Origin of the sequence: Streptomyces sp. NPDC096046, assembly GCF_040303285.1 — a bacterium.
Classification (GTDB): Bacteria; Actinomycetota; Actinomycetes; order Streptomycetales; family Streptomycetaceae; genus Streptomyces.
Map to the genome: position 1 here is coordinate 42,932 of NZ_JBEOSZ010000048.1, position 19,894 is coordinate 62,825.

The following is a 19,894-nucleotide window of genomic DNA, read 5'->3' on the forward strand; positions in this document are numbered from 1 at the left end:
GGAGGGGCGTCAGCCGCAGCAGCCGCCACCGCAGCAGCCGCCACCGCCGCCGCCACCCGAGCCGGGTGCCGGGGCCGGGGCGGAGGCCGAGCCGCCGACCGCGACCGTGGAGAGAAGCTTCACCGTGTCGTCGTGACCGGAGGGGCAGGCCGCGGGGTCGGAGGACTCCGCCATGGGACGGCTGAGTTCGAAGGTGTCGCCGCAGGTCCGGCAGCGGTACTCGTAGCGAGGCATGGGGACAGGGTAATCCGCACCGACGGAAGTCACGCTCTTTGAGATCACTCTTGCCGTACCGGTGTGGAGGAACTGTAAAAGCCGCTGATAGCTTTTCGAATGCCGCGAGGAGCCGTACAAGCGGGGGATGGTGAGGACTCGCTGTCGTTGACCCAGGCAGCCGAGTCCTTCCGCGCGGAGCACCACCTGAGGGGGAGGGAGACGCAGTCGTGTCCAAGGCTGGGCAGGAACCGGACGAGACCATGCAGTTGAAGGTCCCGGGTTCGATGAACGCGGACCAGACCGTGCTGTTGCGCGTCGTCGAGGTGGCCGCGACCGACAAGGCGAACACATCGTCCGGTGCGGCCCCCGACGGGAGTGGTCCCGGCCGGTCGCGCCGTCGGCGCAGAGCCCCCCGGCCCCCCCTCCTGTCCCGTCTTCCCCCCGCACCGCCGGCGTTGGCGCGGCCGGCCACCCGCCTCGCCGCCGGCGCCCGCCGACTGAGGCCCCGTTACCCGCACGCCGACCGCACCGGCTGGCGCCGCTGGGCGCCCTCACTGCGGCAGTGGCTCGGTGCCGCGCTGACGTTCACCGGCCTGATGTTCGTCCTCCTGGGCTCCGCCTACGCCGCCACCGACATCCCCCAGAACCTCAACTCGTATGCCACACAGCAGGACAACGTCTACTTCTGGTCCGACGGGACGCCCATGGCCCGCACCGGCTGGGTGCGGCGGCAGGCGATGCCGCTGAAGGACATACCCGAGGACGTCCGCGACGCGGTGCTGGCGGCGGAGAACGCGAGCTTCTACAGCGACCCCGGCATATCCGTCACCGGCCTCACCCGCGCCCTGTGGCGCACGGTCGGCCGGGGAGACACCCAGGGCGGCTCCACCATCACCCAGCAGTACGTCAAGAACGTCTACCTCAGCCAGGACCGGTCCGTACGCCGCAAGTTCACCGAGGCCATGATCGCCCTCAAGCTCGACAACAGGATGAGCAAGGACGACATACTCGAGGGCTACCTCAACACGAGCTGGTTCGGCCGCGGCACCTACGGCATCCAGCGCGCCGCCCAGGCCTACTACGGCAAGGACGTCGGCGAACTCAACGTCAGCGAGGCCGCCTTCCTCTCCTCCCTCCTCAAGGGCGCGGGACTCTATGACCCGGCCCTGAGCCAGGCCAACCGCGCCCGTGCGGTGGAGCGCTGGACCTGGATCCTCGACCGCATGGTCGACATCGGCACCCTGTCGAAGGCCGAGCGGGCCCGGTACAAGGCGTTCCCCGAGCCGCTGGAGCGGGCGCCCGGGTTCGACACCGGCAAGCAGAGCGACTATCTCCTGGAACTGGCCGCCCAGTACGCCAAGAAGGCGGCGCACATCTCGGACAAGGAGTTCGACTTCGGCGGCTACCAGATCTACACGACCTTCGACCGCAAGCAGGAGAGCGCGCTCACCGACGCCGTGTCCAAGGCCCGCAAGCAGGCGCGGAAAGAGGACCCGGCCAAGGCGAAGTCCCTGCACTTCGGTGCCGCCTCGGTGGCCGCCGACGGCCGGATCCTCGCCATGCACGGCGGCCCCGATCACCGTACCCAGGGCTACAACGAGTCCAACGCGACCACCGTGCCCGCCGGTTCGGCCTTCCTGCCCTTCGTCTACGCCGCCGCCTTGGAGCACGGCGTGCACAAGACCCGGGAGGGCGCCGCGACCGAGGTCACCCCGCAGACGCTGTACGACGGGGACGACGGCATCGCCGTCAGGACCCCCGAGGGCCCCTACTGGGACCGCGGCGGCAAGCAGGTCACCTCCCACAACGACGGCAAGAAGTCCTACGGCCAGATCAGTCTGAGCCGGGCGCTCGCCCTGTCGGTGAACACGCCGTTCATGCAGCTCGGCATGGACACCGGCCTGGACAAGGTGCGGGAGACCGCCCAGCGGGCAGGCCTGCTCTCCTCCAGCTTCGGACCGCAGGTGCCCGCGATGTCGCTGGGCAGTGCCACACCCAGCGCCATCCGCATGGCCAGCGGATACGCCACGTTCGCCGCCGCCGGCACGCACGTCGAGCCGTACTCGGTGGCCCGGATCACCCGCAACGGCACCGAGGTCGCGCTGACGAAACCCGCGTCCCGCCGTGCGGTGAAGGCGAACGTGGCCGCGGCGGTCCAGTCCGCCCTCACGGACGCCTTCCGCACCGCCCGCCCGGGGGCGGCCACGACCACCGCGGTGGCCGGGAAGGCCGGCACCACGCAGAACGACACCGCCGCCTGGTACGTCGGCACGGCCAACTCCGTGTCGACGGCCGTGGTGGCCTACCGCATCGACCTCGCCAAGAGCCTCGAACCCCTGCCGTTGAAGGGGATCGCGGGTTCCCTCGACGACAGCGTCCCGTACCGCATCTGGTCCGGTGCCCGCGGCATCGGATGACCCCCGCGCCCGGCACCGACCCGTACCCCCACCCCCTCGGAGAATGAGTCGCGCATGAATCCGCCGTCCGGCCGCCGCCGCCGACCCCGCGCACCCCGCCGCACCGCGTCGCCGAGGGTGCTGACCCTGGCGGCCATCCTCGTCGTCGCGTCGCTGGTCGCGGGCTATCTGGCCCTGACCCCCTCGGACACCACCGCCCCGACCGCCTCCTCCCCGGGCCGCGCGAAGCCCTCGGCGAAGGCGGACCGGGAACCCGAGTGGGACGGCCGGACGAAGGTCCTGGGGGACGGCTCCACCTCCTACACCGGACCCCCGAAGGGGCAGTTGAAGCCGGTGCCGCTCAAACCGGGTGAGAAGCCCCCCCAGTTCGTCGTCTTCTCCTGGGACGGTGCGCTGCAGGGCGACGACGGGCTCTTCTCGCACTACCGGGAGCTGGCGAAGGAGTACGACGTCCACATGACCTTCTTCCTCACGGGCATCTACCTCCTGCCCAAGAGCAAGAAGGACCTCTACGCCCCGCCCCAGCACTCCAAGGGCTCGGCGGCGATCAGCTTCCCCACCGACGAGCACATCCGCACCACGCTGGAGCAGCTCGGCAAGGCGTGGCAGGACGGGAACGAGATCGGTACCCACTTCAACGGCCACTTCTGCGGCAAGAAGGGCGGCGGCGACTGGAGTGTCGCGGAGTGGAAGAGCGAGATCGACCAGTTCTACGACTTCGTCGAGAAGTGGAAGACCAACACCGGATTCAAGGACATCGACCCGCTGCCGTTCGACTTCAGGAAGGAGGTCACCGGCGGACGGGCGCCCTGCCTGGAGGGCCAGGAGAACCTGCTGAAGGCCGCCAAGAGCTACAAGTGGCGCTACGACGCCAGCTCCGCGGGCGACTTCCAGATATGGCCCCGCAAGAAGAACGGCATATGGGACTTCCCGCTGCAGATGCTCCCTTACGAGGGGGGCAAGTACCAGGGCCTGTCCATGGACTTCAACTTCCTCTACAACCAGTCCGAGGGTGAGACCGAAGGCGATCCGGCGAAGTACCCCGAGTGGGAGGAGCAGACCGTCGCCTCCTACATGTCCGGCTTCAACCGCGTGTACTACGGCAGCCGGGCCCCGCTGTTCATCGGCAACCACTTCGAGGACTGGAACGGCGGCATCTACATGCGGGCCGTCGACCGGGTCATCAAGGGCATGTGCACCAAGAAGGACGTCGAATGCGTGTCCTTCAGGGAACTGGCCGACTGGCTCGATGTGCAGGAGCCCGGGACCCTGCAACGACTGCGCGGCCTGGACCCGGCACAGTCGCCCGACTGGTCGACGGTCGTGAAGTGATCAGGTCCGAAAGTAACAGGCGCAACGCCCTTCACAGAGGCCGCACACTTCATGCAAAAATCTCCTACCCCGGTAACCCTTCGGCCGGGGCAAGAGGGGAAAAACGAGTGAAATCAAGGAAATTGAGCGGGACGCGCCGTCGCGTCACGATACTCGGGGCCGCGGCGACCTCGGTCGTCGCCGGAGTCGCCCTGCTGCCCAACTGGAGCGCGGGCGCGGCGGTCAGCGACGACCCGACGGTGGACGCGCGGACCAGGGCCACCTTCCAGCGGCTGGCGGACGCGGTCTTCACCGACCGCACCAACGCCCTGGTCGACGGCGGGCAGGCCGACGCGGACAAGCCGCTGACCGACGGCTTCTCCGACGACGTCGAGCTGTCCTCGGGCACGGCCCGTGCCGAGGACGCCACCCGGTCCGCGCTGGGGCAGCGCAAGCAGAAGCTGGCGAAGGCCGGCGAGAGGTACCGCGGCGCCCGCACCACCGTCACCCTGGACGCCACACGGGTGACCGGCCGCACGGCCAAGGCGGAGGTCACCGAGACCACGACCCTGACCTACGCCCGGGCCCGTGACGACGCGCCGAAGACCACCGGCTTCCAGGCCCGGCACGAGCTGACCTTCAAGGCCGACCGGCACGGCGACTGGCGACTGACGGGCATCCGCGACACCGACCAGGGCGGTCTCGCGGTGAACACGCTCTCCAAGCCCGCCCCCGTCAAGGCGGCCACCGCCGCCGACACCATGCCGAACGCCCCGCGCGCGGCGACCACCCGCAACCCGGCCGCCGCCCCGAAGACCGGCACGGCGTACGACTACAAGGCCATGGCGGCCTACGCCGAGAAGCACTGGAACGCCTACAACAAGGACTACCCGGACTTCGGCGGCCGCGGCGCAGGCGGCGACTGCACCAACTTCGTCAGCCAGTCCCTGAAGGCGGGCGGCTGGAAGCACGTCCCCGGCTATGTGTACGACTACACCAGGTGGTTCGGCAACGCCGACATCCAGTCGCACTCGTTCATCGGCGTCAACGAATGGTCCTGGTTCGCCCAGAACTCCAAGCGGACCAAGCCCCTCGCCAACGTCTTCCAGCTCGAGGTCGGTGACGTCCTCCAGCTGGACTTCGATCGGGACGGGTCCAAGGACCACACGATGATCGTCACGTACAAGAGCGGTGGTGTGCCGTACGTGACCTACCACTCCAACAACACCTTCCGCAGGTCGGTGGCGAGCCTCGTCGCGTCGTACCCGAACGCGTACTACTACGCCTACCGCACCTGAGACCGGACCGGGGCCGGGCTCAGTGCCCGGCCCCTCGCTCCTCGCGGATCCCGGAGACCACGCGGGCCACCGTCCGGCGGACCGCCTCCGTCTCCGTGAGGAAGTGCCAGTAGTCGGGGTGACGCTCCTCCAGGAGGGCGATGGCGCGGTCCAGGCGGGACACGGCGTCGTCCAGGGGGCGGGCGTGGCGCGGGTCGGGGGTGTTGCGGCCGGCCATGGCGAGACGCTGGGCGTCGCGGATGGCGAAGCGGGTGCGCTCGATCTCCTGCTGGGGGTCCTTCTGCACGGCGTTCAGCCGGTGCAGCCGGTCGCCGGCGGCCGAGACGGCCTCGTCGGTGCTGTTCAGCAGGGCCCGTACGGTCGACAGCAGGGCGGTGGCGTCGGCCCAGCGCTGCTCGCCGCGGGCGGTGTGCGCCTCGGCCAGCCTGGTCTCGGCCCGGCGGACGCTCTCCGCGGCGGAGTCGGGGACGTGCTGCAGGTCCTGCCAGCAGGCCGCGGTGAAGCGGCGGCGGAGTTCGCTCAGAGTCGGTTCGACCTGCTCGGAGCGGGTGGTGAGGGCCTGGGCGCGGGTGCGCAGGGAGACGAGCCGGCGGTCGATCTCGGCGGCACGGTCCGGCAGCCGCTCGGCCTCCACACGGACCGCCTCGGCCTCGCGGGTGACCCGCTCGGCCCGCTCCAGGGTCTGCGGCACGCCGTGCTGCCCGGCGCCCTGGTTCAGCTTGGTGAGCTCCGGGGAGAGGGCGGCGAGCCGGGCGGCGAGGTCGTCCGCCTTCAGGCCCGAGGCCCGGACGGCGTCGAGGGCGTTGGAGGCGGCGAGCAGGGCCTGCCGGGCGCGTTCGACCGCGGGGGCGAGGCGGGCCAATTGCGTCTCGGCCTTGCCGAGGAGGGTGCCGAGGCCGTCGGTGAAGCGGTCGAGCTCCTGCTTGACCCGGCCGAGTTCCTCCTTGGCGGCGGTCAGCTCGCCGCGGGCGCGGGAGGCGGCGGAGGCCTCCAGGTCGTCGCGGTCGAGATCGTGGGCGTCGACGGCGTCGATGTACCGGTGGCTGGCCTCGTCGATGCGCCGGCCGAGGGCGTCGAAGTCGGCGACGACGCGCCGGGCGGCGGGGGAGTCGTCGACGGCGGTGATCGTCTCGATCGAGATGCGCAGGTCGCGCTGGGCGGTGTCCAGCTCGTAGAAGGCCGCCGCGGCGGCGTCCTTCGCGGCCTGGGCCTCGGCCCGCTGGTTCTCGGCCCGGCCGCCGAACCAGCGCCGGGTGCCCCCGCCCGCGAAGGCGGCGGGCAGGGCCAGCGCGGCCAGCAGCGGCAGCATCGTCAGGGCGAGCGTGTCGCGGAGCGGGCCGGGAACGCGGCCGCGGCGGCGCGGACGATGCGCGCGCGACACCGACGGCGAGTACGGCTGCGCTGGTGTCGCCGTCACATCCCTCTCCCGTGCTGTGGTCCACCCTGCCCGGTGTCATTCTCCCACCGGTAGAGGACGAACACACGGCCCGGTCAGTTCGCCGTTCGCACCGTCACTTTCCCGTCGCCGGTGTGGGCGGAGACCACATGGGAGCTGCTCTCGTCGCGGGGCACGGACACATTGACGCCGCCGTCACCGGTCTCGGTGGTCACGCGGTACGCGGCCCGGGGCAGTGCGATGGTCACGGAGCCGTCGCCGCTGCGGGACTCCACCCGGTCCGGTACGACACCGAGTTCGAGGCGGACCGAGCCGTCGCCGGTGCGGGTGCGGACCTCGCGGGAGGAGACGTTCGCCCGGATGGACCCGTCACCGGTGCGCAGCTCCAGGGGGCCGGTGGTGTCGGTGACGCGGACGGAGCCGTCGCCGGTGCGGATGTCCAGGGGGTCGCGGAATCCCCGGGCGCGGACGCTGCCGTCGCCGTCCCGCACCTTCACGGTGATGCCGCGGGGCACCTCGATGCGGTGCTTGGCCGAGCAGTCGGCGACGACGCCGGAGCACTTCAGCCGCAGCACCAGGCGGTCGTCCCGCATGTCCCAGGTCACCTCGGGCTCCTCGCCGACGACGACCGACCCTTTGAACCAGCGGGTGACCTCGATCCTGCCCGCCGCGTTGTCGCCGTCGGCGACGATCTCCAGGGCCGAGTCGTCGGAGTCGACGGTGAGAGTGCGGCCCTGGAGGCCGAAGGACCGGTGGTCGGGGTCCGTGTCGTCCCCGGCGGACGCCCCGCAGGCGCTGAGACCGGCGACGAGCACGACGACGGCACCGGCGAGGGCGGTGGCGCGGGCGGTGGCGGTGAGTGCGGTCATGACGGTCTCCCCCTGGACGGACGGCGGGCGCTGCGGTGCGCTCTACGACCGTATGGATCCGGGGCCCGCCGGGGGATCCGGGCCACTCCCGGATCGGGGGTGGGGTTAACCTCAGGTGCGGGACCTCGGGGTGCGCCGCGATACGGGTTTGCGGGACCGTGCCCCCGGCGATGTAGGCTGTCGACTCGTCCTGGACGCGTGGTCCGGGAGCCGGGTGCGTAGCTCAGGGGTAGAGCGCCTGCCTTACAAGCAGGATGTCGGCGGTTCGAAACCGTCCGCGCCCACGGTACCGAGCAGCAGACGAGAGGCCCTCAGGACTTCCTGGGGGCCTTTCGCGTGATGGGGAAGAGGCTCGTAGGCGGCACCCCCCAGGACGCGTCGCAGTGGGCCACCGCTATCCCTGAGCTGCTCACCATCGAGCCCCCAAGGGCGGGCGGTGACGAGGCCCTGCGGTATGGCGGGGCTGGTGGGCAGACGGCCGGAGTGACCGAACATGCCTCTCCCTCGCGCCATGGTGGTGGTGCGTGTGAGACCCGCCCCGGCGCTGGACTACCCAGGGTTCGGGGCCGGGGCGGGAGCCCTCGGAGGCCCGTCAGGTTTCGCGGCGTATGTGACTACCGGCGGCGCAGCCGAAGGCTTCGTAGGTAGGTGCATGGCAGGCAGGCGTAAACCTCGACGTCGAGCCTGTAAGCGCGGACGCCGCCGCGGGATATGCCTGCGCTGATTCCGCCGTTCCTCAGCGAGGCGCCGCACCAACAGCAGGCCCATCCCTGGTACTGGTCGTACGTCAGCTCGGTCGGAGGCGGGAGGGATGCGGAGAGTGTCACGGCCCACCCACCGATGCGAGGCGCCGCAGGCCCGTCCGGTCCGCGCATTGCTGGTTTCGGAGGCACGCACCACACTTGGAGACGTGCAGTCTGTACACCTCGGCTGCCTTCTCGCGAACGCACTTGCCGCAACCGCGGGGGAAGATCAGTCCCCAGCCGGGGCTGGGACGCGGGCCGAGGTCGCGGGCGGTGCAGGGGACGAGCCCGGCGCCGCACCATACGCAGATTGTGCCTTCGGTCTGCCGCAGCGACAGGGAGGAAACGTTCGGCAGGGGCAGCATGGCGAGAGGTCCGCAGGTAGCGTCCACGGCCGGCCTCAGCTTGTCCGCCCGGCGTGCTGCGTGGGTGCCTTATGGCACCCGCAGGACACGATGTTCCACAGTCGGCCTACCCTCCGCTGGGCGCGGCCGACCGGTGACAGGGGGCGGCTGACGACACCCCAGTGCCAGGGCGCACGCTCCTCGAGACGGGCGATACTCACGGAGCCCTGCACCCTGACGGGTGGCTCGGTGCGGCTGCTCATTACGGCTCCCATCTTCTGTCCGGTGATTACCGACAGATGATGGGCCGCTACAGGGGACGGAAGGGATACAGCGTGTATCCCCTCAGACGGCACCGATCCAGTCGGCGAAGCTGGTCAGGGATTCGGCGTCTGCGCGCTTCAAGCGGCGCAGCGTCGCGGCTGCCTCGCGCGCCCAGGGGTGTTCGCGGGTGTGCTGGGGTGCGATGAAGCGGGCCACCTTCAGCGACTCGAAGGCATCGCCAGGGTGCCCGGCCCAGACCTGGGCGCGAGCCAGCTCGATCCAGAAACCGGACTGTCTCTCGGCCGGCATGTCGGTCGGGGGCGTCCACTCGTCCGCGACGTCCAAGGCTTGCTGGAGATGCTCTTGGCCCAGGCTGACTGCTACGGACACTTCGTGTGCACGCACGGTGTCCGGGCCGAACTGCGTGCCGTCGTAGGCGTCCTCCGGTACGGCCTCGGCGAGCCGGTGGGCTTCGGTCAGGTGGAGGGACGCGGCATCGGCGTCACGGGCCCGGGCGGCGATCACTGCGGCTCGCATGTGCAGTGCGCCGCGGGCAGCCGTCGTGTCCCGGCTCAGCGGGCTGGGGCCGGCGTCGATTGCCTGCTCCAAGGCGATGAGGCCCTGCGCATGGGCGCGAGCAGTGAAGAACGTCTCGGTGCGCACGTAGGCGGCGGTGGCCTGGGCGATGCGGTCGTCGGTCTGTTCGGCGGCCCAGCGCATCAGCTCGACCAGGCGGGCGGACAAGTCTTGGTGCCCGAACTTGTAGGCGACCGCGTCGGCCGAGCGTGCGGTGACGGCGAGGAGTTGGGCGGCGCGGATTCGGTCGGCGCCCGTGGTTTGATGCAGCACGGCGAGAGCATCGCCGAGGAGGTGCGGAGCTTGATCAGCGATCTGTGCGTACCGGGCGCCCAGGCGCCACTGCACCAGCTGGCCCACAGCAGCACCGAGTTCGGGCAGTGGACGGGGAGCGGTGCCGGTGGGGATGTCGTAGGCGCTGATGGCGGCGGAGATGGCGGGGATCGCGGCGTGGACGCGGCCGTCGGTGCGGGTACTGCCCGTGATGATGCGGCTCGGGTCGACGCTGAGGGCTGCCGCGATCGAGTCGAGTGTGTCGTCGCTGGGCGAGCGGGCGCCGCGTTCGATGGCCTTCACAGTGGCGAGGGAGACGAACGCTGCGCGGGCGAGTTCGACCTGTGTCATCCGCCGCACCCGTCGGATCGTGGCGATGCGCTGGCCTACCTCGCGTGTGCCGGGGCTGGGCATAGTGGCTCCGTTCGGTGCGTCCACTCCGAACGGTAGCCGCTGTGTCACGCCGCGAGTACTGGCTTCTCCGCCCGGCAACGGCGGAGGGGGACAAGCTACCGGTCCACGATCGCGGTCAGGTCCATGAGGCTGTCGATGCGCCAGTCTGCTGTGGCCATCACGTTCGGATCGTCGGCCCACAGGTGCCCCCACGGACCACGCCGCAGATGCGCCGTGCGCAGCCCGGCTGCCGCAGCGGGCATCACGTCGTTGGCGGGGTGGTCACCGACGTACACCGTCTCGGCGGGCGCCGCGTCGGCCACGTCCAGCACCCGACGGAAGAACTTCCTGGAGGGCTTGGCCACCCCCCACTCCCCAGAGGTCACCACCAGATCGGCAGGCAGGTCGAGGGCCCGCAGCAGTTCACCCGCGCGGGCGGTCTGATTTCCGGCGATGACGACCCGTGCCCCGAGCCGCCGCAACTCCGCCAGGGCAGGGCGGACGTCCTCGTACAGGTCGCTTTCGTCAAGGTGCTCACCGTGGCCGGCGGCGTCGCGGGTCCGGTACTCGGCAGCGACATCGATGCCGGGCCGGGCCAGGCGCAGGGCGTCGGCGTTGTCGCGGCCCTGGGCGACGACCGCGCCGACGAGCGCGGACAGGGTGTGCCGAGGGACGTCGAGCCAGTCGGCCCAGGATGCCCAGTACCGGTCATCGCGGGTGATGGTTTCGCCGACGTCGAAGATCACAGCGCGAATCATGTGAGCAGGGTAATCCGGGCACAACCACAGCGCCCCCTCCCGTCCGAAGACGAGATGGGGCGCGCGGAGCGGCTGAGTGACAGGGCTGGTGGTTCGGTCGGCCACGCGGGCGAGAACCAGGCCGGTCACCAGGTCAGATCAACAGCGCTCCTCGAAACAACCCCCAGGACATCGCCTTCGCGCAGGGCGTGATCGCGCACCACCGGCAGGCGCTGGAGATGGCGCGGGTGGGCTGTGGCCGGGCCTCCTCCGGGGCGGTCCGGGATCTCGCCGGGCGGATCGAGAAGGCGCGGATCCGCAGATCCGGACCATGACCGGCTGGCTGAGACCTGGGGCGCGGACGTTCCCGGGTCCACGGGCTGCGGCGGGGATCACTCCGGCTCGGGCCACTCCGGTAGGCCCGGCATGATCAGTGAGCAGGACAGGGCCGCGCTGGAGCGGCTGACGGGCAAGGCTTTCGAGGTCCAGTTCCTGACCCTGATGGTCGAGCACCACGAGGGGGCCGTGGAGATGGCCCGGACCGAGCAGGGCGAGGGCCGCTACGGCCCCGCCCGGGCCATGGCCGACGACATCGTCACCGCCAGGCAGGCCGAGATCCGTGAGATGAACGGCATGCGGGCGGCAAGGGCTGATCCCCTCGGGCGTCAGGAGGTTCCGCCGGTCTCCTCCGGCGGGGCCTCGTGCGCGTGCTTCAGCCCCGAGCGGGCCGCCACCCGCTCGGGGCCGGTGAGTTCGGACCAGTAGCGGTGGGTGCTGACGAACACCGCGAGTTCGTGCTCCCGTCGCCGGAGTTTCTCCACTTCGGCCTGTTCGTCGGCGGTCCAGCCGGGCGAGGCGGGGCGTTCCACCTTGCGCCAGCCGTTGTCGTCGCTGAAACCGTCCAGCGGCTCCACCGACCAGGGAAGCCGCTTCAGCAGGGCCGAGAGCTCGGCCCGGACCTGATGGAGTTCCTCCTGACCGGCCAGGAGGTCACTCGGAAAGTCATAGGTCGTAGCCACGACCCAATGATACGCCTGTTCGAATTTGGCAGGCGAGTTCCTTCCTGTGGTTCAGGCGGATGGGTATACCTCGTGTCCTGTGCCATCGAGGTCTCATCGGTACGGGGTGCGGGTGGTCAGGAGTAGCGTTGGGTCAGTTCGCGGAGGCGGATCCGGATCCGGACACGCGATCAGAGTCCGTCGCAGTCTGAGCGTCTCCGGCCTCCGGCACCGGCAAGACCATCGCCATCACTCAGCTCGGACGGGCCCGCGAACTCCTGGACGAGGCCCGGCATCGACGGTCATTCGGCCGGATCCGGGTCGTCCGGGGGGGTTTCACGCCAGCCGGAGCGGGATGCCGGAGTTGCCTCTTGTTACCCGGCACTTACCTGTGCCTATGGTATTGACCTCATGCAGCGGATCTTGACCAGTCCGTTGCTGTGTACGCCAGTCAAGAGGCGACCGGGGGACCGAGTTGCCACGGGGAGGGGTGCATTGTCATGCTGCGATGCTGGCCATCGGTGCCGTCTGTTCGCGCTTGTCTGCCTGCGCAGTCGTCGCTCTGTCGCGTCCTGCTTCCCTGACCGTCGGCGGTATCCAACCAGCGCTCTTCGCGGTGTTCTTGCTTCTCGGCAAGGGGCGAGAGCGTGGCGTCCGTGTTCCCTGCCTGTCCTGTCCCTCGCCGTAGCGCGCCCACTGAAGGAGAAGCCACCCCCTATGGCCGACGAGATGGTTCTGCGAGCGCAGACGTTCGTCAACAAGGTGTATGGCAGTCGTATCAGCGTGACCGTCGAGGAGGGGTAGAGCAGGCTGGCCGGTCATGTACGCCCTCACCCGAGCCGTCTAGTGGGAACTTGGGGATCAGCTCTTGTCGGACAACTTCGGCCCCACCACTCTGTCCACACTCCGGTCGAAGCAACTGAAGATCAACACGTCCACCGCGCCGTCCGCCGGCTTCATACGCATCGTCCAGTCCGCGCTGTACTGCTAGGGCTTTGACGGTGGCGGCATCGACGGCAAGTTCAGCGACCGCGTCGCCTCCTCCGTCACCCTGCTTCAAGCAGTACAGGGGCGTCGACCGGGTGTACCCCGGCAGCGACCTCACTCCGATTCAGGGTGGACCGCTGCTCCCAGCGAGGGTGCTGGGGCCGGTGTCGACTCGAAGCGTCGCCGGGCTGTCGATTGGCTTGCTCGCCAGCAGGTGTAGATGGTCGTGCTGCCACACTGGCGCGGTGAAACGAACGCTTCCCGCACTCCTGTTGGCCACAGTCGCTCTGATTTCGGGCTGCACAGAATCTTCGAGGAGCAGTGTCGACGGCCCCCCGACCATCAGCGCATCCCCAGCCGGCGCCGACAGCGACCTGGCAGCCCGCTACCGGAATGCCGGCGGACACCGGGATGTGTACGGCCTCAAGTACGCGAACCGCCAAGGCGTGCTGGAGCTGACGGTGTGGACCCGCAAGCGCTCCGGCTACGGGCCCGGTTTCGACGACTTCGACAAGACGTTGACGTCCTTCCTCACCGGGCAGGGCGTCAGCCTCGCTCAGGGATACGTGCTGAACGTGTACGGCCCTGAGGGGACCAGATTGCACCACTACGACACGACTATGGAGAAAACCTCTTGATACGCAGACCCCTTGTCTCCGCCCTCTTAGGGGTCCTTTCACTATGCCCGTCCGGGTCGCGCGGCCTGGCACCGCACCTCGCCGCGTTGCCGAAACGCCCAGGTAGCTCCGCTACATGGGCGCTCCGGCGCCTTGCGATGCACGGCACCAGACCACGCGACCTGATCGGACGCTCATAGTGAAAGGACCCCTTAGCCGCAGCCTCTGCTGGTGCTCTCCTGTTGGGCGCGGGCACGATGGTGCACGCAGCAGAGGAACCCACCGCGGAACCGACGGCCACGGCATCCCAGGATCCCACTGCGGATCCGACGCCGCCGGTGAACCCGGTGATCGCCGAGTACGACGGGCGGGAGATCAACCTCGCCGAGTCGTGGGAGGGCGCCAACATCTGCACCGAGCTTCCCAACGGGGAATTCCATTGCTACGACACGAACGAGGAATCCCTCGCGGACCCGCAGCTGCCGGAACTGGTCCGTGAGGAATCTGTGAAGGCCGCCAAGCTTCGAGCTTCTGACCCACGCGACAAGTGCGCCGCCGACTACTGGTGCCTGTACCAGGACGCCAACTACAACGGAAGGCGCCTTCAGTTCTCCAGCAGCGGCAAGAAGAACCTCGGCGACTACGGGTTCCGCGACAAGCTCAGCTCGGTCTACTACTGGGTCGGTCGCTGGCCGCTGAACTAAAGACCGGCTGGGCCACCATGTACTCCCTCATCATGGGATTGCAGCATGAGCTCGGCGTCAGCCCCGTCGTGGCGAACTTCGGGGACGGCACCCTCGCCAAGGTCACCGCGCTCGGCACCATCGGCATCGGGTGGAAGAAGAACACCAACATCGTCGAACTCATCCGCCACGCCCTGTTCTGCAAGGGGTACTGGGGCGGCGACACGGCGGTGGCCGAGTTCGACACGGTCGCCGCGGCGTCGGTCGACAAGGTGAAGGAGAACATGGGTCTGCCCCAAGACGGCGGGGTGGTCCAGGCGAAGGTGCTCAAAGCCCTCATGAACATGGACGCTTACATCACTGTCGCCGGTGGCACGGACAAGATCCGGTCCATCCAGCAGTGGCTGAACAAGAAGTACTGGATGAAGAAGACCTTCTCCATCGGACCCACCGACGGGATCTACTCGCGGGACGTGCAGCAGTCGCTGATGAAGGCGATCCAGCTCGCGGTCGGCATCGCGGAGGCGGACGCGAACGGCAACTTCGGCCCCGGCACGCAGGCTGGCATCAAAGCGCACCCTGTCGGGCCCGGGTCGTCCGGCCTCTTCGTCCAACTGTTTTCTGCGGCTTGCGTGTTCAACGAGCCCGTTCCCGGATACGGCGAGCCCAATGCCGCCACCCACTTCACCGACTCCTGGGACGGTGATGTCGAAGGCTGGGTGAGGGCGTTCCAGACGTTCTCCCAGCTCCCCGTCACGGGAAGGGGCGACTACACCACATGGGCGCAACTCCTGGTGTCCATGGGGGATCCCGACCGGCCGGTCAACGCTTCCGACACCGCCTACACGATCACTCCGTCCCGCGGCGCCAGGATGTACGCCGACGGCTACCGGTACGTCGGCCGGTACCTCAACGAGGCCTCAGCGGGCGGCGGTTCGAAGATGCTGGAGCAGGGTGAACTCGACAACATCTTCAAAGCAGGCCTGCGCGTCTTCCCGATCTTCCAGGACAACGGCAGGAGCCTGGCGGAGTACTACTGGGGCAACGGGTACAAGCACGGCCAATTTGCCCATGACCAAGCGGTCCACTTCGGTTTCAACCGCGGCACCGTGATCTATTTCGCAGTCGACTATGACGCCACCCAGGAGGACATGCCGAAAATCCTGGAGTACTTCCGCGGGGTCAGCTCCGGCCTCGCGTCGAAGGGCAAGCGGTACATCCACGGCGTATACGGTTCCCGGAACGTGTGCACGCAGGTGACGAAGGAGACCTACGCCGCACATTCGTTCGTTTCCGGCATGTCCTGGGGGTTCTCCGGCAACCTCGGCTTCCCCTTGCCGGCGAACTGGTCGTTCAATCAGATCAAGGAGTACAAGGTCACCAACGGCAGTGACACGTTCTGGTTGGACCGCGACGCACACCGGGCTGGCTCCGACAACGGCCAGAAGGACGTCCACCGTGCCGTCTCACCCGCCGCCGACTTTCTCGCGAACATTGGCCAGCTGTACAACCTCGCCAAGAGCTACGGAAAGGGCGATCCAAACCGGTTGGTCACGGACTACTACCGGAAGGAGCGCTATGCAGGGCGCGAGTGGAAGAACCTGATCGGCGATGTCGACTGGGAGTTCATCGCCTACGCCGACAGCCGGGCGGTCGAGCTGCTGTCCGACTTCACCGACCCCTTCACGGGGCAGACTCTGGGTCCACAGCACCTCCTGGCCACTGCGGCCGGACACATGCTAAAGCCACCTCTGGCCGACAAGAGCAAGGCCAATCGGGGTGACGTGGCCGGGTGGGCCGGAGACATCATGACGTTCTACGGCGAGTGGCGCCGGGACAGCGACTCCTACGCCAACGGCTACACCTACTGCACCGAACGCCTCGGCAAGATCGGCGTGGTCTCCTCGTTCGGCTTCAACGACCTCGTCGAGGACGCCGACGGATTCCTCCTGGCTGAGAAGATGCGGGCCGGCACCCCCATCACCACCGCGATGCGCGAGCACTACGAGGAGACCGGCGGGGTGACGCGGTTCAAGGACTACGTCGCCAAGCGGTTCGGCACATCACAGGCCACCGCGAGGGACGCGGCGTTCTACATCCTCACGTCGATCGACGACCCGCTCATCAATGTCGGACGTATCTTCCTCGAACAGCAGACGGGAGGAGCCGCCATGGTCCTTTCCCACCTGCTTCCGGAGGACCGGCTGAGGAACTACTGCCTCGGCTTCGCGGAAGCGCTGATCGCTCGCGCCGGGCTGGAGGCCCGCAGCCAGGCGAAGTTGAAGTCCAACCACGCCAAGCTGTTCGCGGACGGTTCGCCCTGATGGACTCCTGGATCATGGCGGTGCTCTTTGTCGGCTTCGGCCTGGCCTTCGTGCGCGTCCGGAAGGGCCGACGGCTCCTCGGCCTGATCAAGGCATCCACCGCCACCGGAACCCTGTGCTATCTGCTCGGCTGGTCTCAGGTCCACTTCGCCTTTCCGTCGCAGGCGTGTCCCGACTTCTTCGACCGGCGTCCCATCGTCCGCTTCGACCGCTACGAAGACGGCACTTTTCCGCTGCACGCCACCTGCTACTGGGACAACGGCGAGCGGAAGGAACTCGTGAGCATCTGGGTCAATCCACTCTTCTTCACCTGTATGGCCGTGCTGACCGGCTGCCTGGTGACGTTGGCGGTCCTTGCCTACCGCCGCTACCGGAAAGGACACACGCGTTGAGCGACACCGCTCACATATTCACTCGCCGTCAGGCGCTCGGCCTGGCTGCGGGCGTCACCGCGGGAGCCCTCCTCGCGACTGCTTCCACCACTGCCGCAGCCGTGCCCGATCCGGGCGTGTGGCGTGGCCGACGGTCGCAGAACGGCTGGCCCGTCATCGACAGCGACCGCATCGGACGCTTCCGAGTCAAGGCACCGACGTCGACGTGCCGCTGTTGAAAGGGGACGTGGCCACGGTGCTGCTCCATGTGGCTCGCCGTTTCGCGTACGAGATCGACATGCTCCGCTCCGGCGACGTGCAGGGTCACACGGACCGCGGCCCTGTCGGCGCCGGCTTCGAGTCGAACCACCTGTCCGGTACGGCGATCGGGATCCGCCCGCTCTTCTACCCGCTGGGAGCACAGAGGGGCACCGGTCTGTCCGAACTGGAGAAGGTCGTCGTTGCGGACATCCTTGCCGACTGCCAGGGCGTCATCGGCTGGGGTGGACACGCGAAGCCGGTCAAGGAGTCCCACTTCCAGATCGACGTCCGCCCCGGTGATCCCAGACTCGCCCGGCTTGCGAGCCGCATTCGTGGCGAGGACGCCGGCCCCGGATCCGGTGCTGGATCCATCGACCCGTTCCTCCCGAACCGCCGCAGAAAGGCTGCGACCTACCGCTGAGCTTGGCTCTGTCGGGAATCTTGCAGCTTCCCGGTGCGGCAGCATGATCGGCGGGCATGCTCGGATAGTTCCGCCGATCGATGCAGATGTCGAGGTGCCCGTCGTCCCTGCGCTCCCGTTCCGGTGAGCAAGTCCCCTCTCTGACCGTGCTGATCGCGGTGGCGAGCAACCCGGTTGGTACGACGGCGGAGACTTCGCCATGGCGTCGAGGACATTGCCCGTCTTATGAACCCAGCACCTTTGCTCGCGGGTTTCCGGGAACACCTCGACCAGGGCCTTCCAGAAGCCCAGGGCTCCGTCCCCGACCGCGAGGACGGGAGCGCGCAAGCCCTGGCGGGCGCAGTTCCGCAGCAGGCCGGTCCACGACTCACCCGACTCGCGGTAGCCGTCCTTGAGGGCGACCAGCTCCTTGGAGCCGTCGGCGCGGACCCCGATGAGCACCAGGACGCACGCCTTGGGCTCCTCCAGGCAGACGTTGAGGTGGATGCCGTCGGCCCACACGTACACGTAGTCGACCTCCGACAGGTCGCGGTCCATGCGGCGTGGTCGGCCTGCCACTGCTGCGTGAGCCGGGTGACCGTGGCCGGGGAGAGCCCCGCCGCGCTGCCGAGGAACTGCTCCAGGGGGGAGGCACGAAGTCGCCGGAGGACAGACCGTGCAGGTAGAGCAGTGGCAGCACCTCGCTGATCTTCGGGGACTTGCGGCACCACGACGGCAGGACCGTGGAGCAGAACCGCTTGCGCTCGCCGGTGGCTTCGTCGACGCGCTTGTCGTTCACCCGCAGGGCCTTCACCTCCACTGCTCCGGCCGCGATGGTGACCTTCCGGGGCTGGCGGTAGCCGTTGCGGACCACCAGCCGACGGCCGGTCTCGTCGCCCTGGCCCGCCACCTCGGCAACTCCAAGATGTCCGACACAGTCAAGCTGAGACGACAGCCAGTGTTCATACGCCAGGGTCCAGACCAACTGAGATTTTCGGCCGCTTCAGGTGTCTCAACTGTTCTGGTCGCCCCAGGCCACAGCTGCTGCTTCGGACCAGGTCATTTGAGATGGGACACATAGTGGTCCACGCCACTTAAAATTCGATGGCACAGGACACCTCGCCCACCACCCGGGCCACCACCGGGGCCGGGGTCCCGTGCCGCTCGGCCGCGCGGAGCAACGCGCCGCCGATGGCGTCCAGTTCGAGGGGCCGGCCGGCCTCGGCGTCGCGCTGCATCGAGGACTTCGTCGATGGCGGGAAGGCGTCGTAGCGGGCGAGGGCCTGGGCCGGGTCCGCCGGGCCGCCGCACGCGCGGCTGATCGCGGCGGTCTCCTCCACCAGGGCCGTCAGCTCGTCGCGGTGGCGGGTGCGGACCTCGCCGAGAGGGAGGCCGTAGCGGGTGGTCAGCAGGGCGAACGGCGCCAGGAACGACATCTTCGCCCACAGGGCCGCCGTCTCGTCCTCCAGCACACGGGTGGCCGGACCGGCCGCGGTGAAGGCCTCGGCGAGGGCGTCGAGGCGGGCCCGGGGCACGTCCGTGCCGGTCAGGTCGATCTCCGCGAAAGGACTGCCGTGTTCGACGACGCCCGGGGCCACGCGGGTCGACTCGACGCGGATGACGGCGGGGGCGACGCGGTCGGGACGGTAGCGGGCGCGCAGGGCCGCCGGATGTTCCACGCCGTTCAGGAACGGCACGAGCAGGCCGTCGGACAGCACCGGTGCGGGCACCCGCGCCAGCGCGGCGTCGAGGGTGGTGTGCTTGACGGTGACCAGGCACGCGTCGACCGGTTCCCGCAGTTCGGTGTCGGCCTCGACGCGGGCGGTGAAGTCGCCGAAGCGGGCGCTGCGGACCTGGAGGCCGTCGGTGCGCAGGGCCTCGGCGGTCCTCTCGCCGGACAGGCAGATCACGCGGTGGCCGGTGCGGGAGAGCAGGGCGGCGAGCAGGCCGCCCACGCCGCCGGGGCCCAGGACGGCCACGGTGAGTTGGTTCGCCACGAGGAGTTCCTCTCGTCGGTCGGCCCCGGGACGGTGGCCGCCTGGGAGCGATCATGGCAGGTATCGCTGTCGTGGGAGGGCCGGAGGGGCGAGACTGGGGGCATGTGCCGGAGTATCAAGACGCTGCGTCCGCCCGCGATGCCCGAAGAGGCCACCGAGGCGGACGTACGCGCCGCCGCTTTGCAGTACGTGCGGAAGGTCTCGGGCTTCCGCGCCCCCGCCGCTCACAACCAGGAGGTGTTCGACCGCGCCGTGGAGGCCGTTGCGCGGGCCACGGCCGAGTTGCTGGACGGTCTCGAGGTCCGCGGGGCCGCGGCCAGGAAAGCGGGCTAGTGCCGCGGCAGGCAACGTTTGCCCGTCAAGGAGCGGCGTCCGGTGCGTGCTCTCGGCGTGCCGGGTGCAAGCCCTCGTACTGGGTG

At 69.0% G+C, this 19,894-nt stretch carries 19 protein-coding genes, 1 tRNA gene and 1 pseudogene; 13 read left to right on the top strand and 8 right to left on the bottom strand.

The window, feature by feature from the left end; translation table 11 throughout:
* Nucleotides 1–9 precede the first annotated feature (9 nt).
* Nucleotides 10–234, bottom strand: coding sequence for an FmdB family zinc ribbon protein (locus ABTX62_RS30865; protein WP_352119253.1), 225 nt, complete (start codon nt 232–234; stop codon nt 10–12).
* Between the two features lie 242 nt (nt 235–476).
* Here ABTX62_RS30865 and ABTX62_RS30870 point away from each other — a divergent pair, with 242 nt between their 5' ends.
* The 3 genes from ABTX62_RS30870 (at nt 477) to ABTX62_RS30880 (ending at nt 5,242) form a co-directional block, all read left to right on the top strand.
* On the top strand, nt 477–2,633 hold the full coding sequence (locus ABTX62_RS30870; protein ID WP_502998041.1) for a transglycosylase domain-containing protein: 2,157 nt from the start codon (nt 477–479) through the stop codon (nt 2,631–2,633).
* Nucleotides 2,634–2,687: 54 nt separating this feature from the next.
* Nucleotides 2,688–3,965, top strand: a complete 1,278-nt coding sequence (locus tag ABTX62_RS30875; protein ID WP_352119255.1) for a polysaccharide deacetylase family protein — start codon at nt 2,688–2,690, stop codon at nt 3,963–3,965.
* Between the two features lie 122 nt (nt 3,966–4,087).
* Nucleotides 4,088–5,242 (top strand): amidase domain-containing protein, encoded by a 1,155-nt coding sequence (locus ABTX62_RS30880; protein ID WP_352119256.1) that lies wholly within the window; start codon nt 4,088–4,090, stop codon nt 5,240–5,242.
* A 19-nt stretch (nt 5,243–5,261) separates the two neighbouring features.
* Here the strand turns inward: ABTX62_RS30880 and ABTX62_RS30885 are convergent, their stop codons facing one another.
* Both ABTX62_RS30885 and ABTX62_RS30890 read right to left on the bottom strand, forming a co-directional pair.
* Entirely contained in the window at nt 5,262–6,659 is a 1,398-nt protein-coding gene (locus tag ABTX62_RS30885; protein ID WP_352119257.1) for a hypothetical protein, read from the bottom strand.
* A 74-nt stretch (nt 6,660–6,733) separates the two neighbouring features.
* A complete protein-coding gene (locus ABTX62_RS30890) occupies nt 6,734–7,507 on the bottom strand; it encodes a DUF4097 family beta strand repeat-containing protein (protein ID WP_352119258.1) in 774 nt (257 codons plus the stop codon).
* Between the two features lie 212 nt (nt 7,508–7,719).
* On the opposite strand from ABTX62_RS30890, the gene ABTX62_RS30895 reads away from it, so the two are divergent.
* Nucleotides 7,720–7,791, top strand: a tRNA-Val gene (locus ABTX62_RS30895).
* Between the two features lie 1,148 nt (nt 7,792–8,939).
* On the opposite strand, the gene ABTX62_RS30900 is transcribed toward ABTX62_RS30895, so the two are convergent.
* Both ABTX62_RS30900 and ABTX62_RS30905 read right to left on the bottom strand, forming a co-directional pair.
* Nucleotides 8,940–10,121, bottom strand: coding sequence for a helix-turn-helix domain-containing protein (locus ABTX62_RS30900; protein WP_352119259.1), 1,182 nt, complete (start codon nt 10,119–10,121; stop codon nt 8,940–8,942).
* A gap of 95 nt (nt 10,122–10,216) precedes the next feature.
* Entirely contained in the window at nt 10,217–10,858 is a 642-nt protein-coding gene (locus ABTX62_RS30905) for an HAD family hydrolase (protein WP_352119260.1), read from the bottom strand.
* A 218-nt stretch (nt 10,859–11,076) separates the two neighbouring features.
* Between ABTX62_RS30905 and ABTX62_RS30910 the strand changes: the two genes are divergently transcribed.
* Complete coding sequence (locus ABTX62_RS30910) at nt 11,077–11,172, top strand: hypothetical protein (RefSeq protein ID WP_352119270.1); 96 nt, start codon at nt 11,077–11,079, stop codon at nt 11,170–11,172.
* A 4-nt stretch (nt 11,173–11,176) separates the two neighbouring features.
* The gene (locus ABTX62_RS30915; RefSeq protein ID WP_352119271.1) at nt 11,177–11,602 is read left to right on the top strand and encodes a DUF305 domain-containing protein; all 426 of its coding nucleotides are present in this window, start codon (nt 11,177–11,179) and stop codon (nt 11,600–11,602) included.
* On the opposite strand, the gene ABTX62_RS30920 is transcribed toward ABTX62_RS30915, so the two are convergent.
* Nucleotides 11,503–11,856 carry a DUF8825 domain-containing protein gene (locus ABTX62_RS30920; RefSeq protein ID WP_352119261.1) on the bottom strand — a complete coding sequence of 118 codons (354 nt, stop codon included), beginning with the start codon at nt 11,854–11,856 and terminating at the stop codon, nt 11,503–11,505. The genes ABTX62_RS30915 and ABTX62_RS30920 overlap by 100 nt on opposite strands.
* A gap of 847 nt (nt 11,857–12,703) precedes the next feature.
* Between ABTX62_RS30920 and ABTX62_RS30925 the strand changes: the two genes are divergently transcribed.
* From ABTX62_RS30925 to ABTX62_RS30950, 6 genes are all read left to right on the top strand, one after another.
* The gene (locus ABTX62_RS30925) at nt 12,704–12,826 is read left to right on the top strand and encodes a hypothetical protein (RefSeq protein ID WP_352119262.1); all 123 of its coding nucleotides are present in this window, start codon (nt 12,704–12,706) and stop codon (nt 12,824–12,826) included.
* 241 nt (nt 12,827–13,067) lie between these two features.
* Nucleotides 13,068–13,460, top strand: a complete 393-nt coding sequence (locus tag ABTX62_RS30930; protein WP_352119263.1) for a hypothetical protein — start codon at nt 13,068–13,070, stop codon at nt 13,458–13,460.
* Between the two features lie 236 nt (nt 13,461–13,696).
* On the top strand, nt 13,697–14,143 hold the full coding sequence (locus ABTX62_RS30935; protein WP_352119264.1) for a peptidase inhibitor family I36 protein: 447 nt from the start codon (nt 13,697–13,699) through the stop codon (nt 14,141–14,143).
* A gap of 32 nt (nt 14,144–14,175) precedes the next feature.
* Nucleotides 14,176–16,446 (top strand): glycoside hydrolase domain-containing protein, encoded by a 2,271-nt coding sequence (locus ABTX62_RS30940; protein ID WP_352119265.1) that lies wholly within the window; start codon nt 14,176–14,178, stop codon nt 16,444–16,446.
* Nucleotides 16,446–16,838 carry a hypothetical protein gene (locus tag ABTX62_RS30945; protein ID WP_352119266.1) on the top strand — a complete coding sequence of 131 codons (393 nt, stop codon included), beginning with the start codon at nt 16,446–16,448 and terminating at the stop codon, nt 16,836–16,838. Before ABTX62_RS30940 ends, ABTX62_RS30945 begins: the two co-directional genes overlap by 1 nt.
* A 205-nt stretch (nt 16,839–17,043) precedes the next feature.
* Nucleotides 17,044–17,499, top strand: a complete 456-nt coding sequence (locus ABTX62_RS30950; protein WP_352119272.1) for a hypothetical protein — start codon at nt 17,044–17,046, stop codon at nt 17,497–17,499.
* Between the two features lie 189 nt (nt 17,500–17,688).
* On the opposite strand, the pseudogene ABTX62_RS30955 reads toward ABTX62_RS30950, so the two are convergent.
* Nucleotides 17,689–18,385, bottom strand: a pseudogene (locus tag ABTX62_RS30955) (IS256 family transposase); the annotation flags it as partial.
* Between the two features lie 187 nt (nt 18,386–18,572).
* Nucleotides 18,573–19,475: a ketopantoate reductase family protein gene (locus tag ABTX62_RS30960; protein WP_352119267.1), complete on the bottom strand. Its 903-nt coding sequence runs from the start codon at nt 19,473–19,475 to the stop codon at nt 18,573–18,575.
* A 102-nt stretch (nt 19,476–19,577) separates the two neighbouring features.
* Here ABTX62_RS30960 and ABTX62_RS30965 point away from each other — a divergent pair, with 102 nt between their 5' ends.
* Nucleotides 19,578–19,808, top strand: coding sequence for a DUF2277 domain-containing protein (locus ABTX62_RS30965; RefSeq protein ID WP_283969960.1), 231 nt, complete (start codon nt 19,578–19,580; stop codon nt 19,806–19,808).
* The last annotated feature ends 86 nt before the right edge of the window (nt 19,809–19,894 follow it).